This window comes from Arthrobacter sp. TWP1-1 (assembly GCF_049897845.1).
Lineage (GTDB): Bacteria > Actinomycetota > Actinomycetes > Actinomycetales > Micrococcaceae > Specibacter.
Map to the genome: position 1 here is coordinate 393,728 of NZ_JAFCXC010000003.1, position 13,232 is coordinate 406,959.

Below are 13,232 nucleotides of genomic sequence, written 5' to 3' on the forward strand. Positions count from 1 at the left end.
CTGGCTGTCGAGGAAACTGAAAGTTTCCTACACTGCCAACCGGCGGCGAAGATCGGACAGACGGGTGGCTGCGGTTGCGTCAACAACCTCATCCCCCACAACTACCTTGATCCCGCCGACTAATGTCGGGTCGATGTTGACATTGATCTTCAAATCGCGACCATAGAGATTGTTCAAGCCGGCCTGCAGACGGTTGAGCTGCTCTGCGCTCAGGTCACGAGTGACGCTGACGTAGGCAATCCAACGCTGCTGGCGTTTGGCAACCAATTCCACGAAACGTTGCACCAAGGCCGTGGGCTTAAGCCCGCGGGGGGCTGATACGGCCTGGCGGATCAACAGCGCAGCGACGTCGCCTGCCTGCGGAACAACCTTGAGCGCCAAGGCGCCCTTAGCGGTATCCGTAGCCTGTGCATCGTCCAATGCGCGCTGCAGATCATGACTGGATCCAACAACTCGGATGAACGCGAAGAGTTCCTCTTCAAGCTTCTCCAGGTTGGCAGAGCCGTCACCTTGACCTTCAGCAACCGCGATCGCCGATGTTGCTGCCAAGACTTCCAGTGCATCGCCCAGGTCACGAGCCGAGCTCCAGCGTGCAGCAATCAAATCCAAGAACACAGCCTGTGCAGAAGCACCGACCTTGCCCGAGAGAAGATTGGTGGCCAGTACTGACTTCTCCGCACCCTCACGGGTGGGATCGGTCAAGGCGCGGCGCAGGCCGGCGTTGCTGTCAAGAAGCCCCAGAATTGCAAAGAGGTCTTGAGCCAATGCGATCGACGCAGTGGCAAGCTTAGGTTCCAACGACTCCAAAGCCGCTGCCAATGACTTGCTCGATACACCTGCCATTACTTCGATACACCCGCGTTCGACTGGTTTTCCAGATCGGACAGGAAGCGCTCAACCACACGGTTTGAACGCGCATCGTCGTTGAGCGCTTCGCCAACGATCTTGCCTGCCAGTGTCGTTGCCAACGTGCCAACCTCGCTACGGAGGGAGTTCACAGCGGCAACGCGCTCGGATTCGATCTGAACCTGAGCCTGAGCGGTGATGCGTGCAGATTCCTCTGCAGCCTTCGCCTTCAGGTCGGCCAAGATCTGTGCGCCTTCTGAACGGGCGGACTCACGGATGCCATTGGCTTCCGTGCGAGCTTCCATCAGCTGAGCTTTGTACTGCTCCAGGAGGGCGTTAGCCTCTGCCTGAGCCTCTTCTGCCTTCTCAATCCCACCTTCAATAGCCTCTACACGATCCGTGTAAGACTTCTCGAAAGTTGGAGCGATGAACTTCTTCACCACAAAGAGTAGGACAGCGAAAGATACAGCGGTGACTAGAATTTCCCACCAGTTAGGCAGGAGCGGGTTTGCACCCTCGCTAGCGAGAATTACTGCTGCGGTAACCATTTCTCACTTATCCTTAATCTGATATTCGTCCATGAACAATTCAGCCCGCAAAACGGGATAAAAAGTCTTTAGACTAGGCGCCAATAACGAAGGCGAAGACCAGACCAAGGATAGCCAGTGCTTCTGCAAGGGCGAAGCCAAGCAAAGCGATGGGCTGCAGGATGCGCTGAGCTTCAGGCTGACGAGCAACACCGTTGATGTAAGCGGCGAAGATCATGCCAACACCGATAGCTGAGCCAATTGCGGCCAGGCCGTAGCCAATCATGTTAAGCGAGCCGTGGAGTTCCATTTGGTTCCTTTCAAGATACCGACGTTGTGCCGGCAGGTTGTGAGGTGTTTCTTTGTTCGAGAAAAATAAGGGTAATGCGAGGAAAGTTTAGTGTGAATCCGCGTCCAGGCTGCCCTGGATGTAGATCGCGGTCAGCAGGGTAAACACAAAGGCCTGCAGGACCATGATCAACAATTCCAAGCCATACATGGCAACATTACCGGCGATCACGGCAACACCAGTGGCGTTGAGCAGGATGTTGTCCTGTTCCATGATCAGGTATTGTGCGCCGCTACCAGCCAGGACCACAATCATGTGGCCGGACAGCATCGTTGCCATCAAACGCAATGAGTGCGTCAGCGGGCGAACGATGAAGTTGGAGATGATTTCCAACGGTACGAGCAGCGGCAGGATCCAACCGGGAACACCGGTGGGAACCACTGCGAGCTTGAAGAAACGGATGCCATTCTTCTTGACGCCAACAGCAATCCACGTGAAGTAGATAATGCCAGCGATGGCATAAGCGCTGCCGGCGTGGGAGAAGGACGGGAGCTGTAGGAACGGGATGGCACCGAAGATGTTGTTCACCAAAACAAACAAGAAAACGGTGAACAGCAGCGGTACCCAGGGGCGGAAATTCTTCTCACCCATGATGTCGCGGCCAACAGTGTTGCGAGCGAAGCTGTAGAAGCCTTCAGCAAAGAACTGGGCCCGGCCCGGAACAAGTTTCGGGTTTTTGATCGCAGCCTTGAAGAACCAAGCGATCAAAACCACCGACAAGATGACCATGATCATCTGCTTGCCAAGCCCGGAGCCGTATTCGGTCATCCAGGGAAGGATGTCGGGGAGGTGTGTATCGCTAATCGTCGGTGGAACGAAGCCACCGTCATTCGAGGCCATCGGAAGCGCAAACGCGGTCAACGCGCTGTCCTCTCTGCAGTTTCGGTCAAAGGGCAAGTTTGGTGTTCCATCCAGAGATGGTCAGCACCGTGAGAAGTTCTGATGGTGGAAATCAATGTTGTTTCCCGTCATCTAGGCGGCCATGCCTTTGATGATGTCGAGCCAGAAAGTATCCACACACCGCACCAACTGGCAGAGCGGCGAACAATATCCAGCCAGTATCCAACAAATTGTCCAATCCCCACCCTATCAAACCCCAGAGCACGATTCCGCCAATTATGTACGTATAGTCCAGCTTTCCAGCATTGGACTTCGGCGGAACCACAACGTGTGTTGGTTCATTTCCATCAGGGACATTGTTCGTCATGGAAGGGTGCCTTTCTTTTTGTCATCGTCGGCAGGAACGGCCGGAGCCGGAGCCTGCACAGCGCTTTCATCGAAGAACAGGAAACGCTGTTTGGTGAAGCTAACTACCTCGGTTGCCTGCCACAAAAGGAGCGTTGCAACAGCGGCCCCGGCAAACCAGGGCTTGTTGAGCCAACCAGGGGTGCCAACGGCATAAAGAACCGCAGCAAAACCAATAACTTTGACAAAGTAGGTGATCACGAAGACGCCCATGACCGCTGACGGCATTTTCTTACCGACAACGTGTCCAACTAACAGGCTGAGCCCGAAGAAGACAATCACCAGAAAGGAACCGGACAGTACGCTCAGGACACCTTGGACATCAGTGAAGATGAACGCTAGAACCACCATGACGATTACGGCAGAACCGGCAACCAGAAGGCACTTTTTCAAGATGTTCCAACTGGGGCTCGCAGTGGGACCGGAAGCCGATATCGGGCCTCGCTCAGCGCTGTTGTTGGCGCTTGCGTCCTTCATGTGAACTCCATCGTCAGGGAGGATCCCCTCCCCTCACATTCTCCGACAGAAATGGGCCGCGAGCAGCCTGGCTGAGGGAGGACATAGAAAGAGGGCGGTGAGTGTCACCAGCGTCAATTCTACATGAGATAGAACTTCATGACGACGCAAGTACCCGGTACGGACCCCTAAGACGCAGCCTTCGCAGCCCGGCGTCGTAGGAGGGCCTGAAACAAGGTGGGCGTGCGCAAGTACCCCAGCACCACTGCAAATCCGGCCGCCGTTGCCACTACCTGGGCCACATTGCCGCCCTCAGCTGCCGCAATACCCAAAAGGCTGACCAAGATGGTCGCTGTACACACAACAGCTGTTGCCTGCAGATGACTTAAGCCCACGATCGTCAGGCGCTGGTAGACATGTTGACGGTGCGCTGCGTACCAGCGTTCACCAGCCAGAAGTCTGCGCAGGAACGTCACAAAAGTGTCCGTCAGGTAAATCAACACGGGCGAGAAAATATATTCCACCGGCACCCCGGCCAGAAATGCACACATGGCCGTCACGGCAATCGAGGCACCGAGCAGATAGCTGCCCACATCACCCAGAAATACCTTGTTGCGGCTCAGGTTCCAGGGCAGGAAGCCGGCAAAGGCCAAGGCAATTGCGATGCCGACATACACCAGCCAGGCGTGGCCGGCCACGTACCCCGCGTAAGCATAGAACCCGCCCACAACGAGGCCGTGCGTACCTGAAATCCCGTTAATGCCATCCATGAAGTTGGCAACGTTGACATAGGCTGCCACGGCAATCGCCCCGATGGGAATGAGCCACAGCTGCTGCCCTCCCGGATCAAGGATCGCCACGGCCGCTGTGGCAAGGCCGCCGACGGCAAGTTGCAGTCCTGCGCGGACCTTGATGGACAGCCCCCGAATGTCCTCAAGCCAGCCGATGGCTGAGGCAGCCAGTACGACGCCGAGAATCACTACCAGCGTCAGCGCACCTTGGCGCGCGTTCCCCGACTGGGGCAAAAAAATGGCCGCGAGGACAGCGGCCGGCAAGGCCACCGCCGTCGTAATTCCCATGCCGCGGATGGTTGGTTTCGTGTGGGAGGAACGTGCGTTGGGAACGTCTAGCACTCCAGCCCGGGCCAGGAGCGGCCGGACGAAGGCCGGCAGCACGAGCGCCAGGACCAACGCGATGGCGCCTACGGTGATTTGTGCCCAGGTTTCCATCAGGCGCCTGCCGCAACGTCGCCGTCGGACTCGTCAATGCTGGCCCCGTTGGGACCGGCCTCATCCTTGCAGCGTTGGAGCCACAGTGTCAGGTCCAGATCCGCCGGATTCAGGGGCTGGGCGTGCGTGTGGGAGATCTTGGCGTGACCGTCGGCGCCCTTGGTTTCATCATCACCGGTGAGCTGTTCGTGCAGCTTTTCCGAGGGTCGCAGGCCCGTGATCTTAATTTCAATCTTGCGCCCGGACATGGCAATCATGCGTTCGGCAACGTCCATGATCCGCACTGGTTCACCCATATCAAGGATCAAGACATCACCGCCGTGGCCAATGGCTCCGGCCTGGATGACCAGCTGGCAGGCCTCGGGAATGGTCATGAAGAAACGGGTGATGTCCGGATGGGTAACGGTGACGGGGCCACCCTTGTTGATCTGGTCAGTGAACAGCGGCAGCATGGACCCGCGGCTGCCAATGACGTTCCCGAAGCGGACGGAGACATAACGTTTGCCCGTCTCCCCCGCCATCCAGGAGGTGAGCTTCTCGGCCGCCCGCTTGGAGTGGCCAAGGGCGGTGGTGGGGCTGGCTGCCTTGTCGGTGGAAATATTCACATACGTTTCAACACCGATGTTTCGGGCTGCCTGCAGCACGTTCAGCGAGCCAAGGACGTTTGTCTTCCAGCCCTCTTGCGGGTACATCTGCAGCAGCGGCGCGTGCTTGAGCGCGGCTGCGTGGAAGACGACCTCGGGGCGGCGATCGGCGAAAATCCGGTTCAAGGCCTCGGCGTCGCGGATGTCTGCGAGGACAATGTTCTTGTTGTCGAGCAGGCCGTGGCCCTCGATGGAAAGCTGGGTGTGCTGGAGTCCAGACTCGTCACGGTCAAGCATGACCAGTTCGGCCGGGGCGAAACCGTTCAGCTGGCGGCACAGCTCCGAGCCAATGGAGCCGCCGGCGCCCGTGACGAGCACGCGCTTGCCCTTGATATAGCCGGCAATCTGCTCCACCTGGGTTTCGACCGGGCTGCGGCCGATCAGGTCAGCAACATCGATTTCGCGGAAATCTGTCAGCCCACCCTGGTTGTCGCGGTTGGTGTCGGGGCTGAGCATCTCCTGCAGCGGCGGCAGGATCAAGACCTTCACGCCGAGGCCGGCAACGCTGTCTGAGATCTCGCGGATCCGCTTGGAACTCAGGTGCGCCATGGCCAATACCACCACGGTCGATTTGGTGCGCCGGATCAATTCAGGCAGTTCGTCTCCGCCGCCCAAGACGCCAACCGAGCTCAGCCGCAGGTGCTTCTTCGTAGAGTCATCATCGACCAAACCGACGGGGACGTAAGGCGACTCCGGGTCCTGAACCATGCGGGTCACGAGCGAATTGCCGAGGAAGCCGGCACCGTAGATCAAAGTTTTCTGGGCTTCTTCGCCAAAAATCGGCTTGCCTTCAACATAGAGGCGCTTGGCGTAGCGAATGGCAGCCATGGACAACGCCGCAAAGGGGAAGGCGATGACGGCCACGGACCTGGCCACATGGAGCTCACTGATAAAGATGGAGAGGAAGATGCTGGTCACAACACACACGATCAATGTCACTGCGACAAGGACGCGAGCCTCATGGATGCTGCCAAAGGTGTAACGGCCGCGATACAGGGCCATGTACCAGCCGGCGATCAACTGCGTGGCCACAGCCGCGGCGATCAGGATGCCCAGACCGGCAAAATTGATCAGGCCAATATCCAGCTCGTAGCGCAGCAATACCGCTAGGAACAAGGCTATGGTCCACGCCACCGAATCCAGGATCGCCTGTGACCAAAGCCATAAGCGCGGCTTGCGATCCGTATCGGCGGTCGTGGGAGCGGAGTGTCCGGTTGCCTGTGTTTGAGTGGTATTCAACGTGATTCGTATTTCCGTTTTCTGCCAAGTTGTATGCGGCGGGGAACTATTGTCCAGGATTGTCCAAGGCATTCTCCACGGCGCAACAAACCACCGACAGGTGGCTGTACTAATGTGGAAGGTACACAAGAATAGTAATCCCTTCCGATGATTACTCACTGTTTAGCCGTGCCGGATGCCGCGCAACGCCGCGGGCACCACCCGAGAGGACTCCCCTTGACAGACACAGTAGCCGTCGCTGCCGTCACCTTTGACCGGCCTGAGGACGTGCGAATCCTGCTGGGTGCCCTTGCACAGCAAACCCATGCACCCCATGCCATTGCGCTGGTTGATTCCGGCACGGAGGATGTGCGTGATATTGCCGCCGAAGCCCCTGCCGAGGTCACCTATGTGCGTTCGTTAGCCAATCTGGGCGGTGCAGGCGGCTTCTCGCTGGCCATCCTTAACGCCATCGCCTCGGGTGCGCAGTGGGTTTGGATCATGGACGACGACGCCCATCCGGAAGATCCCGCATGCCTGGCCACGCTGCTGGCCGCCGCCAAGGCCCGAAACCTTGACGTTGTGGTGCCGCTGATCGTGGCCCCCGGCGAGCCCACCAAGTTGTCTTTCCCGTTCCGAATTGACGGCCACTTGACCCACGAACGGTCAGTGGTTGAACCGCTTGGCTTCATCGACAACGTTGGCCAGTTTTTCAATGGCGCGCTGATCCGCACAGACGTGTTCTTCAAGGTGGGCCTGCCCGATCTGCGCCTATTCATCCGGGGCGATGAAACCGATTTCATGCTGCGCCTGCGCGAGGCCAAGGTGAAATTTGGCACCGTCACCTCGGTGGCCCTCACTCACCCCGCTGGTTGGGGAGAAGTCCAGGAGGTCCTGGGCGACCGCCTCCACGTGCTGGTTCCGGAAACCCCTTTCAAGCGCTTCTACTACTACCGCAACCGCGGCTTCCTCACCCGCAAGCACCGCCGCGTTCGCTCACTCGTAGCCGACGCGGTGGGCTACCCGCTGTACTTCCTGAAAAAGGGTGACATCAAGGGCTTCGCCTCGTGGATCAGCACCTATTCTGCAGGACTGCGCGGCGCCAAGTTTGGCCCCATGAAGGACCAGAAGTTTTGAGCCTGGGCCGACGCGAGCAGTTCTTCGTCGTCATCACCACCTTCAACCGTGCGGACTACCTCGCAGATTTGTTGGACTCGATTGCGGCGCTGAGTCCGGCGCCGGACGGTGTCATTGTGGTCAACAATGCCAGCACCGACAATACGGTTTCGGTCATAGAGTCCGCCACGGAACGGTTCGCCGCACTGGCCACGCCCATTCCGGTCATTGCCCACCAACTGGCCGAAAACTCAGGAGGCGCCGGGGGCTTTTCCGCTGGCGTTGAGCGAGCCTTGGCTGAGGGTGCTCAGTGGATGTGGCTCATGGACGACGACGTCACGTGCGTTCCCGGGGCCATCGGTGCCTTTGGGCCGTGGATGGATAAGTACGACGCCATTGTTGGCCGCCGCTATGACGCTGAAGGCGGGCCCTTCTTCTGGCAAAACAACTTCAACACCTTTCTTGGCTTTCCGCTGCCCGTCCACGGCGATGTCTTTGCCACATCGAATGAATTTGCCACCAACGTTGGCTGCTTCGAAGGGATGTTGCTGCATACCGACGCCACGCGTTCGGTGGGCCTGCCGGACCCCCGCTTCTTCCTGAATTGGGACGACACGATCTACGGCTGGCAGGTCTCTCTGCAACGTCCGGTTATGTACGTCAACGAGTTCGTCCTGCACAAGGCCCGTTCCCAGCGGAGCATCGATCTGGGCATCAGGCACCTGAACGATTCCTCCGATCTCAGCCGGTTCTACGTCATGCGCAACCGAGGGCTGGTGGGCCAGTACCTACGAGTCCACGGACGCTTTAACCGCGTGGGCTTTGCTCTGGGGACGGCGCTGACGGCCGCCAAGGAGTTGTTCCGCCTGGTGGGCGTGGAGAAGACGCTCCGCGGCAGCGGCCGGCTCCTGGCGGGCTGGCGTGAATCGCGGGCGATTCTCGCCGCCACCGATTTTGAACCCATGCCGCCGTTGGAAGGCAAGAACTGACATGTCGGTGGATTCCGCTAACCTTCGCTGGCTTGTGCTCGGTGCTTCGGGTTTTGTTGGCAGCGCTATTGCAGCCGAACTTCGCGCACGCGACGCCAATGTGGTGACCATGTCGGCGCCAAGGCTTGACAGCTCAGCAACAACGGCCGACGCCATTGTTGCTGCAGCCCACAGCCCGCTAATTTCGTCAGTCCGCGAGGAGCTCTGCCGCGCATTCACCGACATCGACGTTGTCATCAATGCCGCGGGCCTGGCTACACCCAGCGACGGCGAATCGCAGGCACTCACGGGTGCCAACGCGCTCTTGCCGGCTGTCGCAGCCTTGGCCGCCCACGATGCCGGTGTAGGGCGGGTTGTTCATTTGAGCAGCGCCTCCGTCCAGGGCCACCGCCGCGTGATTGATGAGAGCGCCGAGCGCTCTCCCTTTTCGGCATATTCCCGGTCCAAGGCACTCGGCGAGGAAGCCCTTGAGCTATTGCTTTCTAGCACTGCACCAACCTCAGTGGTGACCGTCCGTGCCACCTCGGTACAGGGAATCAGCCGTCCCACAACGCTCTCCCTTATCAAAGTTGCAGGCTCCCCCATCGCTTCGGTTGCCGCGCCCGGCACGGCACCGACGCCTGTCAGCTCAATCGATGCCTTGGCGTGGTTTGTCGTCCAGACCGGGCAGCACGCAGGAGACGTTCCGGCAGTGGTCCTGCAACCGTGGGAAGGCCTGTCCGTCAGTGATGTTCTGACGGCCGCGGGTGGCCATGCTCCCCGCCGGCTGCCACGTTGGTTGTGCCGCTCCGTCCTCGCCACCGGCTATTTCACCTCAAGATTGCTGGGGGAACGGCTGCACGGTCCCATCCGCAGGGTGGAACTGATGTGGTTTGGCCAGGAGCAGGCGCCGGGCTGGGCGGAAGCTGTGGGTCTCGTTCCCGTCCCGTCCGCCGCAGCACTTTTGGAGAAGGCTCACCAAGCGCACTGACGCTGGGTGAACAGACGTAGGGTAAGCAGACGCTGGGTAGCCAGTCTCTGGGGATAGGGGTATCGGCAGGGACTCCCTTGTCGAAGCGGCCCCGCGTACTGTAAGGAAAGGCCTGGTTCGCCAGCCTTAATCCCTTGATAGGAGCCCCCGGAATGCATCTCGTACCCAAAACCCCCACCACAAAAGGTCCCGCCGAACTCTTCACCGGCGACGTTCACTACGACGTTATTGCCGCAGGTACCGCTCCGTCTCGGCTGAGGGTAAATCTTGTTCGCTTCGCTCCCGGCGCACATACGGCCTGGCACCGTCACGCCAACGGACAGACGCTGCACGTCACCGACGGAATTGGCTTGGTTCAATCACGTGGAGGCGAAATCATTGAAATGCATCCTGGCGATACCGTCTACACTCCCCCTGGTGTGTGGCACTGGCACGGCGCACGGCCCACAGACTTCATGGCGCATCTTGCAATGTGGGAATCGTTGGCCGACGGCCAGGACGGTCCGGAGACCGAATGGGGCGATCATGTGGGCGACGGCGAATACCCCGCGGTAGAGTAGCGGGCTCGCTTCGCCACATGACAGTGGCCCCCGAACAAATAGTTTGGGGGCCACTGTCATTTCGAGGTGAAGCTAGGAAGCAGCAGCAGCCTTAGGCTCTTCGGCGTCATCCGCCTGTGAGTCAGCATCATCCGCCTCGACGTCTGCATCATCAGTCTGGGCGTCAGCATCATCAGCGCGCTCGGTGGACTCAACGGAATCGTCCATCGGTTCAGGCGCCTCATCGGACACCTCAGGTTCCTCATCCGCCTTGGCAAGGTCAAGCACCGGAGCGTTTTCCTCCGCCGAATCAGGAGTGCTTTCCTCTGCCGAATCAGCCGGAGCATCCTTGCTCAGGCTGACCGGTGCCCATACTTCCGGCTCCGCATCGGCCGAGAGAACGCTGGGGATCATGCGTTTGATTTCTTCCAGCGAGATGGCGCCTTCACGAACTACTCGAAGGCGCAGACCCGTTGCGTCAACAATGGTTGAGGGAGTGGGATCCGTGCCTTCGAGCGGACGGAAGCCGCCTTCCAGATAAACCTCAACAGATTCGGCCAGCTGGGTCCGAGCCTCCGCGGCCGATTGAGCGGCCTCTTGGCCCGTCCGGTTGGCGCTAGATACGGCGAGCGGTCCGGTGATGGTGAGCAGATCCAAGGCAAGCTGATCGTCCGGAACACGAAGTGCTACCGTACCGTGCGTTTCGCCGAGGTCCCACGTAAGGGTTGGTTGGGCATGGAAAATCAAGGTGAGCGGGCCCGGCCAGTACTTTTCGGCCAACTTGCGAGCATCGTCGGGGATGTCGACGGCGAGCCCCTCCATGGTGCCGATCCGAGGGATCAACACAGGCGGCGGCATATTGCGGCCGCGGCCCTTGGCGGCTAGGAGTGTTGCCACTGCCTGCGGGGAGAATGCGTCTGCGGCAATGCCATAGACGGTGTCCGTGGGCATGACGATGATCTGCTTGGCGGCAATGGCCTTTTGCGCATGGGCCAGGCCCTCGGCGCGCTGGGCGTCATTGGTGCAGTTATAAGAAGTGGTACTCACAATTCCATTCTTTCATCACGGCGCCCATACAGATGAACGCGGCCGTCAAAACCGAAACTCTTCGCGAAACTTTATTAGGGTCGAAGGCCGCTAGTGGCCCTGTCCCGCCCTGTCAGGTCAACATGGGTGCGAACGTTCTCCCAGAGTCCACTGTCATTAAGGAGGGCGGCCATTTGCTCGGCCTGCACCTCAGCATGCTCCATGACGAAGAAGCCACCTGGATGCAGGAGACGCGCGGCCGTTGCCGCCGCGGCCGTAGGCATTTCCATGCCGTCCGCTCCCCCACCGTAAAGCGCCATGTGTGGATCATGGAGCCTGACCTCAATATCCCGGGGAATTGCGGCGGCGGGGATGTAAGGCGGGTTCGACACCACAACATCCACGGTGCCGTTGAGCTCCATGAACGCATGACGCATATCGCCATGAACAAGAGTTGCCCCTGTACCAGCAAGGTTCCGCTGCGCCCAGGGAAATGCGTCGTCACTCAATTCCACGGCGTAGACACGGCTGCCAGAAACTTCAGTGGCCATGGCTGCAGCAATGGCGCCTGAGCCCGTCCCAAGATCGACGGCGACGAGTTCACCTTCCGCACCACGATCTTGGCGCAACTGTGTTAATACGTCGATGCCGAGCTGAACTACCGATTCAGTTTCAGGTCGTGGCACAAACACGCCCTTGCCCACGGCAAGTTCCAGGTGCCTAAAGTAGGCAACACCGGTGATGTGTTGGAGCGGCTCCCGCTCGGCCCGGCGCGCAATAAGCGCGTCATAACCCGACGGTGACACGGCTGTGCCAAATAACATGGCGGCTAGCTCACCGCGACTCACGCCGAGCAGGTGCGCAGCGAGGAGCTGGGCATCCACAGCCGGTGAGGGCACGCCGGCTGCCGCAAGGACCGCCGTCGCACTCTTAACCGCATCCGCCAGTGAAATCTCAGTCACCCAAAGCGTCCAAGCGTGACTGCTCATCCATCTGAATGGCCGACTGCACAACCGGTTCCAGCTCACCGTTCATGACGGTGTCAAGGTTGTAGGCCTTGTATCCCGTGCGGTGATCGGCAATCCGGTTTTCCGGGTAGTTGTACGTACGGATGCGCTCAGAGCGGTCCATGGTACGGATCTGAGACTTACGCACGGCCGAGTTTTCGGCGTCGACGATGGCCTGCTGGTGCGCCAGGATGCGGGCACGCAAGACGCGCATACCGGCCTCACGGTTCTGCAGCTGTGACTTCTCATTCTGCATAGCCACCACGATTCCCGTGGGAAGGTGGGTAATACGCACGGCGGAGTCGGTGGTGTTAACCGACTGGCCACCCGGGCCCGAGGAACGGTAGACATCGATCTTAAGGTCGTTCTGGTTGATGTCCACTTCTTCGGGCTCGTCAACCTCCGGCAGCACCAGAACACCGGCGGCGGATGTGTGAATACGTCCCTGAGATTCCGTTGCCGGTACGCGCTGCACGCGGTGCACGCCACCTTCAAACTTCAGGCGTGCGAAGACACCCTCGGCGGGATCGTTGGAACGGCCCTTCACAGCAATGGAAATATCCTTGTAGCCGCCCAAGTCTGACTGGGTGGCGGAGATGATCTCGGTCTTCCAGCCACGGCTTTCCGCGTAGCGGGTGTACATGCGCACCAGGTCGGCGGCGAACAAGGCAGCCTCGTCTCCACCTTCACCGGCCTTGACTTCCAGGATGACATCGCGGGCGTCGTCCGGATCACGCGGGATCAACAGACGGCGCAGCTTCTCCTGGGCGGCAGCGAGCTGCTCCTCCAGAACCGGCACCTCGGCAGCAAATTCGGCATCTTCGGACGCCATTTCGCGGGCAGCCTCCAGATCGTCGCCGATTGTCTCCACCTGGTGGTAACCCTCAACAACGTTGCTCAATTCCGCATAACGGCGGCCAAGCTTGCGTGCCAGCGACTGATCCGCATGCACTTCAGGCTCGCTGAGGCGCATCTGCAACTCAGCATGCTCATCAAGGAGCCCGTGGATGGATTCAAACATTTCAAAAACCTCTCTCGACGTAAGTCAAGTCTAATAACTTCTTCAAGGAC

General features: G+C 59.5%; 14 protein-coding genes. 4 read left to right on the forward strand and 10 right to left on the reverse strand.

The features are described 5' to 3' along the window. Positions 1–27: 27 nt before the first annotated feature. From ACP7B9_RS08235 to ACP7B9_RS08265, 7 genes are all read right to left on the reverse strand, one after another. Positions 28–843, reverse strand: a complete 816-nt coding sequence (locus tag ACP7B9_RS08235; RefSeq protein WP_425862397.1) for a F0F1 ATP synthase subunit delta — start codon at positions 841–843, stop codon at positions 28–30. Then, the gene (locus tag ACP7B9_RS08240; protein WP_425862399.1) at positions 843–1,394 is read right to left on the reverse strand and encodes a F0F1 ATP synthase subunit B; all 552 of its coding nucleotides are present in this window, start codon (positions 1,392–1,394) and stop codon (positions 843–845) included. Before ACP7B9_RS08240 ends, ACP7B9_RS08235 begins: the two co-directional genes overlap by 1 nt. Positions 1,395–1,467: 73 nt before the next feature. Continuing rightward, positions 1,468–1,683, reverse strand: coding sequence for a F0F1 ATP synthase subunit C (locus ACP7B9_RS08245; protein ID WP_269937049.1), 216 nt, complete (start codon positions 1,681–1,683; stop codon positions 1,468–1,470). A gap of 87 nt (positions 1,684–1,770) precedes the next feature. After that, a complete protein-coding gene (atpB, locus tag ACP7B9_RS08250) occupies positions 1,771–2,583 on the reverse strand; it encodes a F0F1 ATP synthase subunit A (RefSeq protein ID WP_425862401.1) in 813 nt (270 codons plus the stop codon). Positions 2,584–2,925: 342 nt separating this feature from the next. Then, positions 2,926–3,444, reverse strand: coding sequence for a hypothetical protein (locus tag ACP7B9_RS08255; RefSeq protein WP_425862403.1), 519 nt, complete (start codon positions 3,442–3,444; stop codon positions 2,926–2,928). 167 nt (positions 3,445–3,611) lie between these two features. Next, complete coding sequence (locus ACP7B9_RS08260) at positions 3,612–4,652, reverse strand: MraY family glycosyltransferase (RefSeq protein WP_425862404.1); 1,041 nt, start codon at positions 4,650–4,652, stop codon at positions 3,612–3,614. Beyond that, complete coding sequence (locus ACP7B9_RS08265; protein ID WP_425862406.1) at positions 4,652–6,535, reverse strand: polysaccharide biosynthesis protein; 1,884 nt, start codon at positions 6,533–6,535, stop codon at positions 4,652–4,654. Before ACP7B9_RS08265 ends, ACP7B9_RS08260 begins: the two co-directional genes overlap by 1 nt. A gap of 216 nt (positions 6,536–6,751) precedes the next feature. Between ACP7B9_RS08265 and ACP7B9_RS08270 the strand changes: the two genes are divergently transcribed. The 4 genes from ACP7B9_RS08270 to ACP7B9_RS08285 all read left to right on the forward strand — a co-directional run bounded on the left by ACP7B9_RS08270 (position 6,752) and on the right by ACP7B9_RS08285 (position 10,149). Then, positions 6,752–7,651 carry a glycosyltransferase family 2 protein gene (locus ACP7B9_RS08270; protein ID WP_425862408.1) on the forward strand — a complete coding sequence of 300 codons (900 nt, stop codon included), beginning with the start codon at positions 6,752–6,754 and terminating at the stop codon, positions 7,649–7,651. Then, complete coding sequence (locus ACP7B9_RS08275) at positions 7,648–8,619, forward strand: glycosyltransferase (protein WP_425862409.1); 972 nt, start codon at positions 7,648–7,650, stop codon at positions 8,617–8,619. The genes ACP7B9_RS08270 and ACP7B9_RS08275 overlap by 4 nt, the downstream gene beginning before the upstream one ends. A 1-nt stretch (position 8,620) precedes the next feature. Then, complete coding sequence (locus ACP7B9_RS08280) at positions 8,621–9,589, forward strand: NAD-dependent epimerase/dehydratase family protein (protein WP_425862411.1); 969 nt, start codon at positions 8,621–8,623, stop codon at positions 9,587–9,589. A 152-nt stretch (positions 9,590–9,741) separates the two neighbouring features. Continuing rightward, a complete protein-coding gene (locus ACP7B9_RS08285) occupies positions 9,742–10,149 on the forward strand; it encodes a (R)-mandelonitrile lyase (RefSeq protein WP_425862413.1) in 408 nt (135 codons plus the stop codon). Positions 10,150–10,221: 72 nt separating this feature from the next. Here ACP7B9_RS08285 and ACP7B9_RS08290 read toward each other — a convergent pair whose 3' ends face one another. The 3 genes from ACP7B9_RS08290 to prfA all read right to left on the reverse strand — a co-directional run bounded on the left by ACP7B9_RS08290 (position 10,222) and on the right by prfA (position 13,182). Beyond that, positions 10,222–11,175, reverse strand: coding sequence for an L-threonylcarbamoyladenylate synthase (locus ACP7B9_RS08290; RefSeq protein WP_425862415.1), 954 nt, complete (start codon positions 11,173–11,175; stop codon positions 10,222–10,224). 74 nt (positions 11,176–11,249) lie between these two features. Next, entirely contained in the window at positions 11,250–12,143 is an 894-nt protein-coding gene (gene prmC / locus ACP7B9_RS08295; protein WP_425862417.1) for a peptide chain release factor N(5)-glutamine methyltransferase, read from the reverse strand. Continuing rightward, a complete protein-coding gene (gene prfA, locus ACP7B9_RS08300; protein ID WP_425862419.1) occupies positions 12,109–13,182 on the reverse strand; it encodes a peptide chain release factor 1 in 1,074 nt (357 codons plus the stop codon). Before prfA ends, prmC begins: the two co-directional genes overlap by 35 nt. Between the last annotated feature and the right edge of the window lie 50 nt (positions 13,183–13,232).

What these genes read in the sequence shown, in the direction of transcription:
- ACP7B9_RS08235 (WP_425862397.1), bottom strand. Translation starts at nt 843, where the DNA reads ATGGCAGGTGTATCGAGCAAGTCATTGGCAGCGGCTTTGGAGTCGTTG.
- ACP7B9_RS08240 (WP_425862399.1), bottom strand. Translation starts at nt 1,394, where the DNA reads ATGGTTACCGCAGCAGTAATTCTCGCTAGCGAGGGTGCAAACCCGCTC.
- ACP7B9_RS08245 (WP_269937049.1), bottom strand. Translation starts at nt 1,683, where the DNA reads ATGGAACTCCACGGCTCGCTTAACATGATTGGCTACGGCCTGGCCGCA.
- ACP7B9_RS08255 (WP_425862403.1), bottom strand. Translation starts at nt 3,444, where the DNA reads ATGAAGGACGCAAGCGCCAACAACAGCGCTGAGCGAGGCCCGATATCG.
- ACP7B9_RS08260 (WP_425862404.1), bottom strand. Translation starts at nt 4,652, where the DNA reads ATGGAAACCTGGGCACAAATCACCGTAGGCGCCATCGCGTTGGTCCTG.
- ACP7B9_RS08280 (WP_425862411.1), top strand. Translation starts at nt 8,621, where the DNA reads ATGTCGGTGGATTCCGCTAACCTTCGCTGGCTTGTGCTCGGTGCTTCG.
- ACP7B9_RS08285 (WP_425862413.1), top strand. Translation starts at nt 9,742, where the DNA reads ATGCATCTCGTACCCAAAACCCCCACCACAAAAGGTCCCGCCGAACTC.
- prmC (WP_425862417.1), bottom strand. Translation starts at nt 12,143, where the DNA reads ATGAGCAGTCACGCTTGGACGCTTTGGGTGACTGAGATTTCACTGGCG.
- prfA (WP_425862419.1), bottom strand. Translation starts at nt 13,182, where the DNA reads ATGTTTGAATCCATCCACGGGCTCCTTGATGAGCATGCTGAGTTGCAG.